At 61.7% G+C, this 15606-nt stretch carries 11 protein-coding genes; 6 read left to right on the top strand and 5 right to left on the bottom strand.

The genetic code is table 11. The features are described from left to right. Positions 1–36: 36 nt before the first annotated feature. From zwf to U1A53_RS22895, 4 genes are all read right to left on the bottom strand, one after another. Complete coding sequence (gene zwf / locus U1A53_RS22910; protein WP_322284193.1) at positions 37–1578, bottom strand: glucose-6-phosphate dehydrogenase; 1542 nt, start codon at positions 1576–1578, stop codon at positions 37–39. A 225-nt stretch (positions 1579–1803) separates the two neighbouring features. Next, on the bottom strand, positions 1804–4086 hold the full coding sequence (locus U1A53_RS22905) for a response regulator (protein WP_322284192.1): 2283 nt from the start codon (positions 4084–4086) through the stop codon (positions 1804–1806). Beyond that, positions 4070–7684 (bottom strand): PAS domain S-box protein, encoded by a 3615-nt coding sequence (locus U1A53_RS22900; RefSeq protein ID WP_322284191.1) that lies wholly within the window; start codon positions 7682–7684, stop codon positions 4070–4072. The genes U1A53_RS22905 and U1A53_RS22900 overlap by 17 nt, the downstream gene beginning before the upstream one ends. A 69-nt stretch (positions 7685–7753) precedes the next feature. After that, positions 7754–8095, bottom strand: a complete 342-nt coding sequence (locus U1A53_RS22895; protein WP_322284190.1) for a hypothetical protein — start codon at positions 8093–8095, stop codon at positions 7754–7756. A 737-nt stretch (positions 8096–8832) separates the two neighbouring features. Between U1A53_RS22895 and U1A53_RS22890 the strand changes: the two genes are divergently transcribed. The 5 genes from U1A53_RS22890 (at position 8833) to msrB (ending at position 14083) form a co-directional block, all read left to right on the top strand. Further along, positions 8833–9462, top strand: a complete 630-nt coding sequence (locus U1A53_RS22890; RefSeq protein ID WP_322284189.1) for a fibronectin type III domain-containing protein — start codon at positions 8833–8835, stop codon at positions 9460–9462. Between the two features lie 114 nt (positions 9463–9576). Next, a complete protein-coding gene (locus U1A53_RS22885) occupies positions 9577–10038 on the top strand; it encodes a hypothetical protein (RefSeq protein WP_322284188.1) in 462 nt (153 codons plus the stop codon). 117 nt (positions 10039–10155) lie between these two features. Further along, the gene (locus tag U1A53_RS22880; protein ID WP_322284187.1) at positions 10156–10836 is read left to right on the top strand and encodes a sigma-70 family RNA polymerase sigma factor; all 681 of its coding nucleotides are present in this window, start codon (positions 10156–10158) and stop codon (positions 10834–10836) included. A gap of 43 nt (positions 10837–10879) precedes the next feature. Then, positions 10880–13420: a bifunctional serine/threonine-protein kinase/formylglycine-generating enzyme family protein gene (locus U1A53_RS22875; protein WP_322284186.1), complete on the top strand. Its 2541-nt coding sequence runs from the start codon at positions 10880–10882 to the stop codon at positions 13418–13420. 66 nt (positions 13421–13486) lie between these two features. Continuing rightward, positions 13487–14083: a peptide-methionine (R)-S-oxide reductase MsrB gene (gene msrB, locus U1A53_RS22870; protein WP_322284185.1), complete on the top strand. Its 597-nt coding sequence runs from the start codon at positions 13487–13489 to the stop codon at positions 14081–14083. 113 nt (positions 14084–14196) lie between these two features. Here msrB and U1A53_RS22865 read toward each other — a convergent pair whose 3' ends face one another. Further along, the gene (locus tag U1A53_RS22865) at positions 14197–14724 is read right to left on the bottom strand and encodes a hypothetical protein (protein ID WP_322284184.1); all 528 of its coding nucleotides are present in this window, start codon (positions 14722–14724) and stop codon (positions 14197–14199) included. Positions 14725–14806: 82 nt separating this feature from the next. Here U1A53_RS22865 and U1A53_RS22860 point away from each other — a divergent pair, with 82 nt between their 5' ends. Continuing rightward, positions 14807–15496: a sigma-70 family RNA polymerase sigma factor gene (locus U1A53_RS22860; protein WP_322284183.1), complete on the top strand. Its 690-nt coding sequence runs from the start codon at positions 14807–14809 to the stop codon at positions 15494–15496. Positions 15497–15606: the final 110 nt, after the last annotated feature.

Below are 15606 nucleotides of genomic sequence, written 5' to 3'. Positions count from 1 at the left end.
AGCCTTGCGGAAAAAAGAACCCGACTTGATCACGCCCTACAACAGCCGCCATTCGCGACCGTCGGCGCGGAGCAGGTCGTCGGCCTCCTTCGGTCCCCAGCTTCCGGCGGGGTATTCGTGCATCGGCGGCGGCGTGGCGGACTTGTGCCAGGCGTGTTCGATCTCGTCGATGAACTTCCAGGCGTTCTCCACTTCATCGCGGCGAGCAAAGAGCGTGGCGTCGCCAGCCATCGCATCGAGCAGAAGGCGTTCGTAGGCCTCGGGGCTGGCCTTGCCGAAGCTGGAGGAGTAACGGAAGTCCATCTTCACCTGCTGCACATTCTGCGCCTGACCAGGTTGCTTGCACAGGATGCGCAGGGCGATGCCCTCGTCCGGTTGAATGCGGATGACGAGGGTGTTTTCGCTGTTCTTGAGCATGTTGCTGGTGGCAAAGGGCACCTGTGGCGGCTTTTTGAAATGCACGCTGATCTCAGTGGCCTTTTTCGGCAGTTGCTTGCCCACACGGATGTAAAACGGCACGCCCTGCCAGCGCCAGGTGTCGATCATGACTCGCAATGCGACATACGGCTCGGTCTTGGACTCGGGATTGACGCGATCTTCCTGCCGGTAACCGACGCGCGGCACGCCATCGACGCTGCCGGCGGTGTACTGGGCGCGGATCACGTTCTTGCCGACGGCCTCGGGGCCGACGAGCGGGCGCAGGGCGCGGATGACCTTCACTTTTTCATCGCGCACGGAGTCGGCGCTCAAATCGGTCGGCGGTTCCATCGCCACGAGGGTGAGCAATTGGAACAAGTGGTTCTGCACCATGTCACGCAGCGCCCCGGCGGTGTCGTAGTAGCCGCCGCGGCCGCCTTCCATGCCGAGGTTTTCGGCGCAGGTGATCTGCACATGATCGATGTAACGGCTGTTCCAGTTAGGCTCGAAAATGGAGTTCGCAAAACGCAGCACCATGATGTTCTGCGCGGTTTCTTTGCCGAGATAGTGGTCGATGCGGTAAGTGTCCTTTTCCTCGAAAGTCTCGGCGACCACGGCGTTCAGGCCGCGCGCGGTGGCGAGATCCTTACCGAAGGGTTTTTCACACACGACACGCGCCCATTTGCCGCCCACGCCCTCGTTCAAACCGGCAGCACGAAGCATTTCGAGGATAGGCTTGAAAGCCTCGGGAGCGGAAGCGAGGTAGAAAAGACGGTTGGCAGGGGTGCCGCGCTCCACATCGAACTGATCCAGCAGACGGCCGAGAGACTTGTACCCTTCGAGGTCTTCGAACTCACTGCGGTGGTAGTGGATGCACTGTGCGTAACTATTCCACAGCTCGTCGTTGTGGCCCTGGCGGCTGTTTTTGCGGTTCCCCTCCTCCAACTCGGCACGGAAGCCCTCGTCGGTTTTGTCCCGGCGGGCAAAGCCCACCACCTTGAACTGCGGCGGCAGATCGCCACAGGCGGCGATGTTGTAGATGGCTGGGATGAGCTTACGGTGCGTGAGGTCGCCAGTGGCACCAAAAATGACCACGGTGCAGGGTTCCGCACGATGACGTGAGAGCAGGGTCTCTTGAAAGGGATTTTCCAGTTCAGGCATGGTTTTAAAGCAAGGACTACGCCACAAAGCCGGGCGCAGGACGGCCAGACTAACCCGCCCCTCCCTGATGGCAACCCGCGATGCTTTGTCCCGCTGGCTGGGAGGATGAAATGACTTCATGAGTGATATGAACGCAGGTGATCAACCGCCCGAATGGCAAACCTGACGGCGATGCAGGTGACGGCGCACAAGGCCGTGCAGGCGCTCAAGTAAAGACCGGCAGCTTCAGGCCGGTGCGAAAATGCTGTGCAGCACTGCGGCGAGCTGGTCTTCAGCACAGGGTTTGTCCAGAAACGCGTTCACCCCCAGCGCTTGGAATTTCTTGCGCATGTCATCTTCCAGACGCCCGCTGGAAACAATGACCGGAATGTCCGGCAGAATTTTCTTGAGGATGCTCACGAAGACCAGGCCGTCCTGGTTGGGCATGTGCTGGTCGGTGATGACGGCACGCAGGATGGACTGATGCTCGTTGAGCCACATCAGGGCCTCGATGCCATCGCTGGCCAGCACCACGCGGAAATTCATGCGTTGCAGCACTTCGCGTGCGACTTCGCGCACCGCAGGCTCATCATCCACAAACAGGATGGTTTCTCCCTGCCCTTGAAAGGACATTTTCCATTTGGTTTGGGGCGCGGCCTCGGCGGCGGAGATTGCGGCGGGCAGGTAGGCGGTGAAGGCCGTGCCCTGGCCGGGTGCGGAATCCACTTTCAGAAAGCCGTCGTGGCCCTTGACGATGCCCATGACGGTGGAGAGGCCCAGTCCGGTGCCTTTGTCAGCGGCTTTGGTGCTGAAAAAGGGGTCGAAAATGCGCTCGCGGATTTCCAGCGGGATGCCGGTGCCGGTGTCCCGCACACTCACTGCCACATGGCAGCCAGTCTTGGCGTTGGGGGGCATGCCCGCCTGCACGACACTGACTTCCACTTTTGTTGCCGCGAGGGTGAGCGTGCCGCCTGTGGGCATGGCGTCACGGGCGTTGACACACAGGTTCAGCAGCACCTGATGCAGTTGGGTGGCATCCGCCAGCACGGTTGGCAGGTTGCTGTCAGCATGAACCTGGACGGTGATGTTTTTGGGAAAGGTGCTTTCGATGATGCCCTGCATTTCCATGATGAGGTAGCTGAGCTGGACCGGGCTTCGTTCCCCCGCCGTGCCTTTGGCGAAGGTCAGCAACTGCCGGATCATGGCCGCTGCGCGTCTGACGCTGGAATCAAACAGATCCACGATGCCGGGCGCGCCGGGATACTTCGCTTTGAGCAGCTCCACGCCCATGAGAATGGGGGCCAGGGCGTTGTTCAAATCGTGAGCGATGCCGCCGGCCAGGGCACCGAGGGTTTCCTGCCGCTGGGAGCGCAGGAGCTGCTGTTCGAGGGCTTTGGTTTCGGTGAGGTCATGGTTGACGGCGAGCATGCCGCTGGGCAGGCCGTGGGCGTCCGTCAGCAACGTGAGACGGCTGAGAACGGTCAGCGCACGTCCGTCCTTGGTCTGGTGACGTATCTCACCATTCCAGTGGCCGACGCGGAAGACCTCTTGGATGAAGGCTTCGCGCTTTTCAGCAGGCTCGCGGCAGATGCTGTCCATGATCGGGCGTCCAAAGACTTCTTCCGTGGCAAAACCATACAGGCGCACCGCTCCTGGATTCCAGAAGGTGACGCGTGACTCCAAATCAAAGACACAGATGGCATCGTTGGCCTGGTCAATGAGCGCGGCCTGGTGGCGGATGTGCTCATCGGCCTGCCGCTGCGTGGTCACGTCATTTTCCACGCCGATGAAATGCGTCAACTGGCCGGAGGCGTCCCGCACAGGGGAGATGGTCACTTCACACCAGAAGGGCGTGCCGTCTTTGCGGTAGTTGCGCAGCGTGACCTGGCAGTCGCGGCCGGCCTGGACGGCGTCCCGCATCACGCGGACGCTCTCCGGGTCCGATTCCGGCCCCTGGAGGAAGCGCGGGTTTCTGCCGATGATTTCGGCCTCAGAATAACCCGAGATGCGTTCAAAGGCCGCGTTGCAGGAGATGATGGGAAGGTCTGGCTGGGACGCGTCGGTGACGAGCATGCCCACTGTGGTGGCGGAGATGGCCCGCTGGTAGAGCCGCTGCCGTGCGTCGGTCTGGTGCCGGTAGGTGGCCATCTCGATGGTGGTGAGCAGCTCGCGTTCCTCGAAGGGCTTGACCAGATAGCCATAGGGCAGGACGCTCCTGGCGCGCTGGATGGTGGCCATGTCGGAGTGCGCGGTGAGAAACACCACCGGAATGTCATGCCGAGTGCGCAGCTCGAGTGCGGTGGCGATGCCGTCGCGATCCCCTTGGATGATGATGTCCATCAGGGCGAGATCCGGCGGATTTTCCACTGCCAGACGCAGGGCATCCACCGCATTGTCCGCGATGCCGGAGATCTCAAAGCCCTGCTTTTCCAGGCGGCGTTTCAGGTCACGGGCGACGATGCCCTCGTCTTCGACAATAAGCACTTTGGTCCTGGCTTGCGGCGGGGGGGCGTTAATTGCGGTCAACATAGAGCAATTCGGTGAAATCGAGACGGAAGCTGGCACCCGCTGTGCTGGCGATGGTCAGCCGGCCCTTGATCTGGGTGGTGAGGGTCTCCACCAGTTCCATGCCCAAGGACTCGGTCTTCCGGGTTTCAAAGCCCGCAGGCAGCCCCGGCCCGTCATCAGCGACGGTCAGGCTGACGCCTGCGTCCGTTTGTTTCAGCAGCACGGAGAGTTCGTGGGGCTGCCCGTCGTTGAAGGCGTGCTTGAAGGCGTTGGAAACCAGCTCGTTGAGGATGAGTCCGGCCGGGATGGCGGTGTCAATGTTCAGCATCACTTCTTCGTCCGCATCCACCAGCAGCCGCACGAGGCCGCTGGTGGCGTAGTTGCGGTGGAGGAAGGTGGCGAGCTGGCTCACATAGTCGCTGAAGTCCACCCTGGCCAGTGAGTCAGACTGGTAAAGCCGTTCATGGATCATCGACATGGCACGCACCCTGTGCTGGCTCTCGATCAGCAGAGCGCGGGCGCTGGCATCCGCCACGGTGTCCGTCCGCATGGCCAGCAGGCTGGAGATGACCTGGAGGTTGTTCTTCACGCGGTGGTGGATTTCTTTGAGCAGCGTTTCTTTCTCCTGCAAGGATTGCTGCACTGCGGACTCCGCCTTGACACGTTCGGAGATGTCACGCACGGCGGCAGCCACCATCATGCCTGCGTCCGTCTGCATGGGGCTGAGGCTGATGTCCACCGGGAAGACGGAGCCGTCTTTGCGCAGTCCCTGCAGGTTGCTGCGGCCGCCGCCCATGTGCCGGGGCATGGCGGTCTCCAGGTATTGCTGGCGCAGGCTCACGTGACTCCCCCCTGTGACCGGTGGCATCAGAATTTCCGCTGGCTGCCCGACGAGCTCGGCACGCGTGTAGCCAAACAGCTGCTCCGCCTGCCGGTTGACGAGGGTGATGATCCCATCCCGGTTGGTCATGAGGATGGCATCCGGGGCGAACTCAAAGAGATCGTGAAAGCGCTGCTCGCTCTGCTGCCGTTCCATTTCAGCCGAAAGACGCACGCCAAAGAGCTGCAGAATGGACAGCAGTTGCGGCGAGGCTGGCAAAGGCTTGCGACTCATCACCCCCAGATGCGCCTTGTGGCCGCCCTTGGAATCGACCACGGGCAGGGCGGCATACGCTTCCACGCCCATCTCCGCCAGCATGCGGTCCGCCGGGTAGCGCCGCGCCGCGCCGCTGGGCACCACATGGGGTTTGCCGTCGCCGACTTCCGCGCAAGGCGTCCCTTCCGCCAAATATTCGACGTTGGGCAGCGGCACCCCATCTACCGCAAACGCCAGGGTTCGAAAACGAGTGCGTTCTTCATCCAGTGGCACGCAAACAAACGCCGATTCAACCTCCAGAATAGCAGCCAGCTTTAGCGCCGCCTGAACAAAAAACTCTTCGCCAACCAGACTGGAAAGCTCCGAGGAGAGGACGCGCAGCGCCGCCTCCGTCTGCTTGCGCTCGGTGATGTCGGTGATCACCGCCAGACCGTAGGTGTCGCCGCCGGCGCCTTCATCCACCACCGAACCGCGGAGATGGACCCACACAATGGTGCCGTCCTTGCGCGCATAGCGCTTCTCCAGCGTGTAGGAATCAATCACGCCGCTGAACAACTGCCCGGCCTGTTCCAGATCCCGAGCGAGGTCGTCCGGATGCGTGATTTCTTGAAACGTTTTCCTGACCAGCTCCGCGTGCGGATGGCCCACGATCTTGCAGAACTGCGAGTTGAACCGCAGGAACGTCCCGTCTCGTGCCACATGGGCGATGCCCACCGCCGCACTCTCAAAGGTGGCGCGGAAACGACGCTCATTGGCCGCCAGACTTGCCGTGCGGTCGGCCACGAGCTGTTCCAAGTGCAGGTTCATCTCGCGCAGGGCCGTCTCCGCCTTGCGCCGCCGCTCCTGCTCGATCTCCATCATCACAAAACAGGCGGCAGACACGGCAAACTTGCATTCCTCCCCCGTCCACTGCCGGGCCGGGCCGGTGTGCTCGCAGCAGAGCACGCCGACCACCTCTCCCTCGCGGACGGGCACATCCAGCATGGAGGTGATGCCCAGCGGATCGAGGTAGCCTGCGGTGAACTCATGGGTGGCCGGGTGGGTGCGGGCCTCAGAGGCCACGATGGCGTCCAGCCGCTGGAGGGCGGCAAAATAGTCCGGATAATCTGCTGCCGCCAGCCGCGCACCGCTTTCATGGCACCCCGTCGAACGGTGCACCAAATCCCGGCACTCGATGGCGGCCTGCGCCTCGTCAAACAGCCACAGGCTCACCCGCTCCACTCGCAAAGCCTCGGCGATCTGGGCGGTGGCATGGCGGAAAAACGCCTGCGCATCCTCGCCCTCATGATCCCGCATGGCCAGCAGCGCGGTCTGGAACCGGGCGGTCCGCTCCCGCTGCTCGCGCTCGAAGCGCTCCACCTGGCGCGCATCAGTCACGTCACGAAAGACCAGCACCACGCCACGGATGCGCCCGGTCAGGTCCCGGATGGGAGCGGCGCTGTCCTCGATGGCCCGCTCGGTGCCATCACGCGAGATGATCACGGTATGGTTGGCCAAGCCGTGGATTTCTCCGGTGGCCAGCACATCATCCACCGGAATGACCGCAGGCTGGCGTGTTGCCTCATTGATGATGCGGAAGACTTCCTCGATGGGCCGCCCCAACGCCTCGGCCTGCGTCCAGCCGGTGAGTGTTTCCGCCACGGGGTTCATCCGTGTGACCTTGCGCTGCGGATCAGTGGCCAGCACGGCGTCGCCAATGGAGTGCAGCAAGACGGCCAGGCTTTCCTCACTGTGCCGCAGGGCCGCCGCCGCCGCCCTCTCCGCCGTCACATCACGCGCAGTGGCGTAGAGAGTGCCGTCCTGCTGCGGCATGGTCCGCCACGCCAGTGTCCGCCACGAACCATCCTGGCACTGATAGCGGTTTTCAAAATGCAGCGTTGGCTGGCCGGTGCTGAGTTTGCCCACTTCGGCCAGCGTGGCGGCCTGGTCGTCAGGATGCACGAAGTCGAGGAATGGCCGCGCCATCAGCTCCGCCGCGCTCCAGCCCAGCGCCGCTGTGAAGGCGGGGTTGAGGCGTTTGAAATAACCGTCCGTTTTGGCAATGCAGAGCAGATCCAGCGAGAGGTCGAAGAAGCGGTCGCGCTCCGCCGCCGCGCGCTTTCGCTCCGTGATGTCCCGGACGACGCCAAGGAAACCGGTGATGCCACCTGTCTCATCACGCATGGCGGTGATGGTGAGCAGGACGGGGAATTGCGAACCGTCTTTGCGCACATAAGTCCACTCGCGCGTTTCCGCCTGCCCCAGCCGGGCCTTCGCCACAAAGACCTCGAAGCCTGGAGTGACCACCTGGTTCAATTCCTGGGACACTTCCGCCGCCCGCGCCACCACCTCCGCCTCGACGTGAAAGATGCCGGGGCTGAGTTTGCCCAGCAACTCGTCCGCTGTGTAGCCCAGCATTCGCCCGGCCTCTGGATTGAACAGGCTGATGACACCCTCCGGCGTGGTGGAGATGATGCCAGCGCCCGCGCTGCTGAGCACCGCCTGCTGGAAAGCGGCGAGACGTTCAAGTTCATTTTGCGGCACAGAAGTAGAAGTCACGCAGGGAGGGGGATGGCCATTTACGGCCTCTTTAATAAAGTTCTTGCCCGGAAGTCAGGCGCGCGTCAGCGGCTGCGTCCGGCTGGCAAATGTCACCGTCATTTCCAGATCCGACCCGTTGCCGGTAAGGATCTTCACCTCCGTGATGCTCACAAAGTCGTCTCCCAGCTTCAGGAAGCCGGCCTGGGATTTCAGTTCCATCAGCTTCGGCAGGCCCGGTTTCGCCCGGCCCGCCAGTCGGAACGCGCAGCGCCGCCGCTGGGCATCCGGCGTGGGGAAGAAAAACACACTTCCCTCGGCGATGAGCTTCCGGTCCCGGCCAAACACGGCCGCCGGCCATTCCTTCATCTCATGGATGTTCTTCAGGTAGCGCTGTTCAAATTTGCGGATGGTCATCGGGGTGCTGCACACAACGGCGCGGGGGCACAAACGCAACTAAGCCTGTCCTTATTCCTGCCTTCCATCATTCCACATTCGTCATTCTCAAAGTCTCAAAGTCACCCCGTCTCCGCCCTCCTCCTCTCCCCTGTCACGCATCGTCACCTGCCTCTTTCCTGTCAGCCAGTTGCAGCCTGACATCGTTTCTCACTTTTGAGGCCAATCAGGCGCTCCAAGAGCATTTCCAGGGGTGAAAACCGAATTTCCATACCTGGTTCTGGCCGTACCATGCATGGTACTGACGCTACCATGGATGGTACCGGCGCTACTTTGCATGGTACTGGCGTTTCCATGGATGGTATCGGCGCTGCCTTGCATGGTTCTAGCGTTTCCATGGATGGCTCTAGCGCGACCAAAGATGGTGCTGGTCTCACCCTCTTTTGTTTTTGGCCGAGCACAGACGGCGCGCAGAAATAGTTGCCTCTGTAATGCGCAGGCATTCAATGAATTAGGCAAAAGAGCCGAGGATGGCAAAATATATTTGTTGTTTCCTAGTCAATAATTGAATTAAAACACGGCCCGACTGGCAACGAATGTCACCTAGTGTGGCTCGGCCCTTCCGGGTGCCACGCCACATCCAACGACCAACCCACGGGACGACGGCAATGGCGTATTTCGGGCAAGCGCAGTTCGATAGTTCAGCGCGCTTCGATGAAGCTCCGGTGCCACCTGCTCCCACCAAACGAAAGCATACCATGGCCAGAGCTAAACTCGGAATTGACGGTAAAAACCCGGAGCAACTCTTTGCTTACTCCACGAACCTCATCGCCACCATCGCCTTGCCTGCGGGGGTGGCCATCTACGCCACGCCGGAGCCCAGCGTGGTGGATTTCAACCTGACGCACAATGCGCTGGGGACGGGCATCAACCTGATCGCCTCATTGGAGTCAGCACTGGAAGCCGCGCGGGCGAATCTGCCAGTGCTGGTGGAGAATCACGAGGACAGCATCCGCGACCGCGCCGCCTACGTGGATGAAACGAGCGAGGGTGATCCGACCAAGATCCCGCTGAGCGGCTTTGCCGTGGCAGGCACCCCCGGCACGCCCATCGGCCCGCTGACCGCGCCGGAAAACGTGACGGCGGTGATGAGCAACTTCCCCGGCGTGGTCAAAACCGCCTGCAAGCCAAAGGACGGTGCCAAAACCTACCTCACGGAGTGCCGCGAACACATCGACGGCACGGCATGGGTGCAATGCAGCGTCGGCCCGCGCAAATCAGACAACGGCGGCCTGACCAGCGGCAAGAAGTACGCCTTCCGCATGGCCGCCGTGGGCGCGGCAGGCACAAGCCCCTGGAGCAGCGAAATCGTCTGCATGGCACCGTGAGTTAAGAGAGACTTGGAGAAACGCTGCGCGGGAGACTTGGAGACTCGCTTCGCTCGGGAGAAGTTCTCCTCTCCAAGTCTCCCAGTCTCCACGTCCCCCTAGTCTTCAACCATCATGCCCTACGACCCCAACTTTCCTGCCGATCATGCGCTGATCGAAGCCCCGCCATTTCGCGGCCAGTTCAACGGCCTCAAAGACCTCATCGACGCGATCCAGACAATCACGGCGGCTCAAGTCGATGCCACCAACACGCTGCCTGCGGGAGAACCGGCGGCGGTGACGCTCAGCGTGGTGGGTGGCACGATCCAATTCACGTTTAGCATCCCAACTGGGCCGCAGGGCAGCAGCGGCAGCGATGGCGGCCAGGGTCAGCAGGGAATCCAGGGTGAGCCAGGCCTGCCGGGCGCTCCCGGTGAGGTCTCGCTCCAGCAGCTCACCTACGCCATCTCCACCACCAGCAGCAACAGCAACAACGTGGCCACGCTCGGGATAACAGTGAGCGATCCACCCACGCAGAGCGAGGTACAGCAGATCGCGGACAAGATGGATGAGCTGATCGTGATGCTGCGGCGCTGATGCATGCCTGAAGCCGTCCCCCGCCATGCGAGGCATTTCTCTTTCGTCAAAATTCTCTGCGCCTGTTGAGTTCCTAAGGTTTGACAGGGCGGCTCATCCGCTGAGAATCAGCGCGCAATGAGCAAGCCGGAGCCAGAACCAGACATTCCGATCCCGGAAGACGTGAAGAAAGAGAAAGGCCTGTGGGAGAAAACCCGCAAGAGCCTGATCGAGCGTCTGAACAACTGGGAGGACCAGAAGACGTGGAATGAGTTCTACCAGACCTACTGGCGCCTGATTTTCAGCGTCGGCACCAAGGCGGGCCTCACCCGCGAGGAAGCATTCGACGTGGTGCAGGAAACCGTCATCGCCATCGCCCGTCAGGTGCAGAAGGGGCAGTACGATCCGCGCGCCGGCTCGTTCAAGGCCTGGCTGCTGCAGATGACGCGCTGGCGCATTCTCGATGTGTTCCGCGCCCGCAAGCGCCAGCCCTCCCTCGCGGACCAGGGCAATGCCGACAGCGAGGACACCAGCGGGCAGGTGATCGACCGCCTCTCCCAGGACAAGGACAACATGCTGGAGAAAATCTGGGACCGCGAATGGCGTGACAACATCACCGCCGCCGCGCTCGAACGCGTGAAGGCCAAGGTTTCCCCACGGCAATTTCAAATTTTCGACTGCTACGTGATGAAGGGCTGGGGTGTGAAGAAGACCTCCGAAGCCCTCGGCATCAACGCCGCCCAGGTCTATCTGGCCAAGCACCGCGTCGGGGCTCTGGTAAAGAAAGAAGTTCAGGGGCTTGAGAACACGATGCTTTAGTGGGAGACTTCCGGGCGCTTGCGCTGGCTGAACAGGCCAGGGCATGCCGCCCCCCTCCTCCCACGCCAGCTTCATGAGCGATCCCGCCGTCCTGCCAGCCGCACCACCTCCCCCGTCCGAGATCGCGGACGAGGAAGCTGACGTGCCGTTGCTGGCCGGAGCAAACGACGAGGACGGGGAATCATCACCGCCGACAGACTCTGCCAGCATGGAGCTGCCCGCGCCGCCGATCGCCCCGCCCACGGCCCAGCAGAAGGTGAAAAGCCGTGACAAGAACGGTCCGCCCTCACACCGCGATGACATCGTCATTCCCGACTACACATTGATCAAACGCATCGGCTCCGGTGCCTACGGTGAAGTGTGGCTGGCACAAAGCGTGACCGGAGCGCTGCGCGCGGTGAAGATCGTCTGGCGCGAGGATTTTGAACTCACACGCACCTTCCACCGCGAGTTCCAGGGCATCCAGCAGTTCGAGCCGATCTCCCGCGGCCATCCATGCCTCGTGCATATTTTGCACGTCGGCTGGAATGAAACGCGCGGCTTCTACTACTGCGTGATGGAGCTGGCCGATGACGCGGAAGAAGGCGCGAACATCTCCAGCACCCAAACTTACGTCCCGCGCACACTCACCACGGACATGAAGCGCCACGGGCGGCTGGACCCGTTCTTCTGCCGTGATGCCGGCGTGTACATGGCCGACGCGCTGCATTACATGCACAATCACGGCCTCACCCACCGTGACATCAAGCCCTCGAACATCATCTTCGTCGGAGGTGTGTGCAAACTGGCGGACATCGGCCTCGTCGCCGCGTTCGGGGAGCGCACGTTCGTCGGCACTGAAGGTTTCGTGCCGCCCGAAGGCCCCGGCACGCCGCAGGCGGACATCTACAGCCTGGGCAAGGTGCTCTACGAGATGAGCAGCGGCAAAGACCGCATGGAGTTCCCCGAGGTGCCGGACAATCTCTCCGATGAAGAATGGCCCTTCTGGCTGGATCTCAATCGTGTCATCTGCCAGGCCTGTGAATGCGATCTCACGCGCCGCTTTGCCACCGCAGCGGAGTTTGCAGAATCACTCCAGCATGTGGGTGACAAAAAGCCGGAGAACTTCATCCGTCGTTTCAGCCGCGCGGCCATCATCACCCTGCTCGCCTCATTCACCGCCGCCAGCGGCCTCGTGATGGCGAAGCATCAGCGCGAATGGGCCTATGACATTCCGTTGCCGGTCAAACCGCAGCCAGTGCTTCCCGCGCGTCCCCAGCCGCCCACACCGGGCAAACCGTGGCAGAACCGGCTCAAGCAGTGGTTCACGTACAAACAGGACCGCCATGTCGCCGATCTGCCGCTAAACGCGGATCTGTTCCGCACCTTCCTCGACGCCACTTATGGCGCCGCCGAGTACGAAGTGACTCCCGTCACAATGCCGGACAAGACCACGCTGTACGCTGCCGTGATTCCCAAGGACGAGGCTGACGCATTCTGCGCCTGGATGACCGCGATGGAACGCCAGTCCGGCCGGCTCGATACCGACCACGAATACACCTGGCGTTTGGCGAACATCCCCCTCATGCCGGGTGCTTCCAAACCCAAGCCCGGCCACAGTGCCATCCGCTGTGAGATCATCAGTGTGAAGTTCGGCAGCCTGAACATTGCCAGCACACCCGCAGGCGCGGACGTGTTTGATGGTGAGCGTCTCATGGGCCGCACGCCGCTGTCGCTGCCCAAAGTGCGCGCGGACAGCTTCAACTACGAAGTCCGGCTGCCCGGCTACAAACCGGACGCGGCCACCGGCAAGCTCAAAGAAGGTCAGAGCATCAGCTTCAATCTGCGCCTGAAAGCCACCGGCTCCGTCGTCTTTGGCAAGCCATGGCAAAACAGCCTCGCCATCAAGTTTGTGCCGCTCGGTAAGGCCATGCTCGCCAGCACCGAAACACGCCGCAAAGACTTCGCCGAATTCGCCAAAGCCACGAATCAGCCGCCCATCGATGGCCGTGTGCTCGATGCCAGCCCCGATTTTCCCGTCACCATGGTCAATCGTTCCGAAGCGGAGCAGTTCTGTCGCTGGCTGACCGATCGCGAACGCGCGCAAGGCCTGCTCGAACCCGACCAGGAATACCGCCTGCCCACCGATGACGAATGGAGCATGGCCGCCTACCTCTCCCGTGAAGTGGGCAAAACACCCGCCGAGCGCAGCCTGAAAATCGAAGGCATCTACCCTTGGGGCTTCATCTGGCCGCCTCCGGCCAAATCCGGCAACTACCTCGACAAAACGGCCGACAGCACCGGCAAGAAAGCCATTCCCGGTTACACCGATGGCGCTGCCGAGGCATCGCCCGTCGGCTCCTTCCGCGCCGATGGCCGTGGTTTGTTCGATCTTTCCGGCAACGTGTGGGAATGGGTCTCTGATCCTTGGAAGGACATGCCGGACCTGGGCGTGCTGCGCGGCGGATCATTCACCACCGCCGAGCGCCAGGAGCTTCTCGCCTCCTTCCGCCGTCAGGCGAATGCCGCCGACCGCCACCCCGATGCCGGGTTCCGCCTGCTGCTCTGGAACATCGGCCAGATGGCACGTGCAGATGAGGATTGAGGCCGCCTCTTTTGCGGGAATAAGCAATCTTCGCCCCCTCTCCCACGTATCAGCAACCCCAACGCCATGAAACTCCGCCTCGCCCTCTTTTCTGCTCTCCTCGCCGCCATCTGCATCGTAAATGCCGAGGACAAACCCAAATCTGACCCCAAAGCCATGCCCAAGCCTGAAGTCGTGAAGTCTGAAGACGATTGGAAGAAACTGCTCACGCTCGAACAATTCGAAGTGACTCGCGGACGCGGCACCGAGCGTCCCTTCGGCAAGATTTATGAGGAATTTGAGAAGCAGGGAGAAGGCACCTACTACTGCGTGTGCTGCGGCGCCGAGCTCTTTACCTCCAAGGAAAAATTCCACTCCGGCTGCGGCTGGCCGTCCTTCTATGATTCGTCCAAGGCCAAGGGCGTCCTCGAAAAAGTGGACATCAGCCACGGCATGCGCCGCGTCGAGACCGTCTGCAAACGCTGCGATGCCCACCTCGGCCACGTCTTTGAAGGCGAAGGCTTCAAGACCCCCACCGACCGCCGCTTCTGCATCAACGGCGTCGCCCTGAAATTCGTCGCCAAAGGCGGCGAAGCCCCCAAACTCCTCGAAGTCGCCTCATCTGAAGTGCAGAAGAAAAAGGACGAAGTCGCCAAAGAAGGCGGCGTCGAGCCGAAGAAGTAAACGGAGCGTGGAATTTATTCCGCAGCAGGTCGTCGGAGATGACGGCGCTCAAATAGAATTCGGCGTAATGATGTTTGGCGGCGTGCTGCGGGCTGAAGCCCGCGCTCCCTGCTTCACATCTTCCCCGTTTTCACGAAGTCGATGATCTTCCGGTCATCGTCCCCTGCCGCCCACGTCACACGCAGAAAATCCGCCGGGTGCAGCTTGTGCTCTTCAAAGAACGCACGATCTCCTCCGCAGCCAAACATCGTGTCCGGGTCCATCTCGCCCTTCAGCTTCGCCCGTGCCTTCACGATCAAGCGTGGCAGCCACGGAATCCCGTCCACCATCGCCGGTTTGGGGGGCAGCTCACTCGGCGACACGATTTTGCCGCTGCGTTTGCCGTTTTGCACCACGCGGAAGTAATCTCGTCGCACCGCCGCGACGAGCAGCGCCGTTTCCAGCGTCGGCCCCTCGGCTCCATAGCGACAGTGATCGTCCACAAAGTCGAAAAACTCATGCGTCGTGTAGCCGATGCCATCCAGAAACGCCTTGTCCGCCGCCGTGAACCACTTTGTTCCTTTCGAATCCCCTCCCCGATGCAGTTTCACGCAGCGTTCGAAGAGTTCGCGGAAAGTCGTGTCCCAAGTTTGATCGTTCATCGTTCCCGAAACTAGCGGTGCCTCAGGGAGCGTCAAACTTTCGTGCGCAACCATTCCACACCTCCCGTGGTTTACAGCGCTCATGACCCTCGCTAGCATGGCGCTCACACTGCCAGCCTACCTCATGCCCGAACCGGAACGGACCGCTCCCATTTCCCCGCCGCAGGCTGCCGCCGACGGCGTGGAGGAGTCTTCCGATCAGGAAAGCGTCCGGCTCATGCTTCGCGTCAAAGAGGGCGATGTGAAAGCATTCGAGCGTCTCGTCGAGCTGCATCAAAGCGCCATCATCGGCACCTGCGCACGCATGCTCAACAACATCGACGACGCGCACGACATCGCGCAGCAGGTCTTCATCCGCGTCTGGCGCAGCGCCCCGCGTTACGAGGTCACCGCCAAGTTCACCACCTGGCTCTTCACCATCACCCGCAATCTCGTCTTCAACGAAACACGTCGCCGCTCCCGCCGCAAGGAGGTCAGCATGGAGCAGGAAAACGAGGACGATCCGCCGAAGCACTTCGCCGATCACAGCATCCTGGGTGCCGATCACATCACGCAGCAGGCCGAGCTTGAGCAAGCGCTCGACAAAGCCATCGCCGCCCTGCCCGAAAAGCAGCGCCTCGCCGTCATCATGCGCCGCCACGAAGAGCGCCCCTATGAGGACATCTGCGCCGCATTAAAGATGTCCCTCCCCGCCGTGAAGAGTCTCCTCTTCCGCGCCCGCACCGAACTCCGCAAACACCTCGCCGCCTACCTCGGCGAGGATGTGAAGTAAAGTGGTCCGCACACTCCGTGTGCGGTCTGGTCAAGCACCGCTTGCAAAAGCTGCGCCAGACCTACGACCACTTGTCCAGCTCACAAACCGCATCCCCAAGCCCAACGGGC

It is taken from the genome of Prosthecobacter sp., from assembly GCF_034366625.1.
Lineage (GTDB): Bacteria > Verrucomicrobiota > Verrucomicrobiia > Verrucomicrobiales > Verrucomicrobiaceae > Prosthecobacter.
The sequence above is the reverse complement of the archived record's forward strand: the minus strand, read 5'-3'. Positions and strand labels throughout refer to the sequence as shown.

Bases quoted from the DNA above. Each gene is read 5' to 3' on its own strand.
- msrB (WP_322284185.1), top strand. From the start codon at position 13,487: ATGAAACTCCGCCTCGCCCTCTTTTCTGCTCTCCTCGCCGCCATCTGC.
- U1A53_RS22880 (WP_322284187.1), top strand. From the start codon at position 10,156: ATGAGCAAGCCGGAGCCAGAACCAGACATTCCGATCCCGGAAGACGTG.
- zwf (WP_322284193.1), bottom strand. From the start codon at position 1,578: ATGCCTGAACTGGAAAATCCCTTTCAAGAGACCCTGCTCTCACGTCAT.
- U1A53_RS22905 (WP_322284192.1), bottom strand. From the start codon at position 4,086: ATGTTGACCGCAATTAACGCCCCCCCGCCGCAAGCCAGGACCAAAGTG.
- U1A53_RS22885 (WP_322284188.1), top strand. From the start codon at position 9,577: ATGCCCTACGACCCCAACTTTCCTGCCGATCATGCGCTGATCGAAGCC.
- U1A53_RS22860 (WP_322284183.1), top strand. From the start codon at position 14,807: ATGACCCTCGCTAGCATGGCGCTCACACTGCCAGCCTACCTCATGCCC.
- U1A53_RS22895 (WP_322284190.1), bottom strand. From the start codon at position 8,095: ATGACCATCCGCAAATTTGAACAGCGCTACCTGAAGAACATCCATGAG.
- U1A53_RS22865 (WP_322284184.1), bottom strand. From the start codon at position 14,724: ATGAACGATCAAACTTGGGACACGACTTTCCGCGAACTCTTCGAACGC.
- U1A53_RS22875 (WP_322284186.1), top strand. From the start codon at position 10,880: ATGCCGCCCCCCTCCTCCCACGCCAGCTTCATGAGCGATCCCGCCGTC.
- U1A53_RS22890 (WP_322284189.1), top strand. From the start codon at position 8,833: ATGGCCAGAGCTAAACTCGGAATTGACGGTAAAAACCCGGAGCAACTC.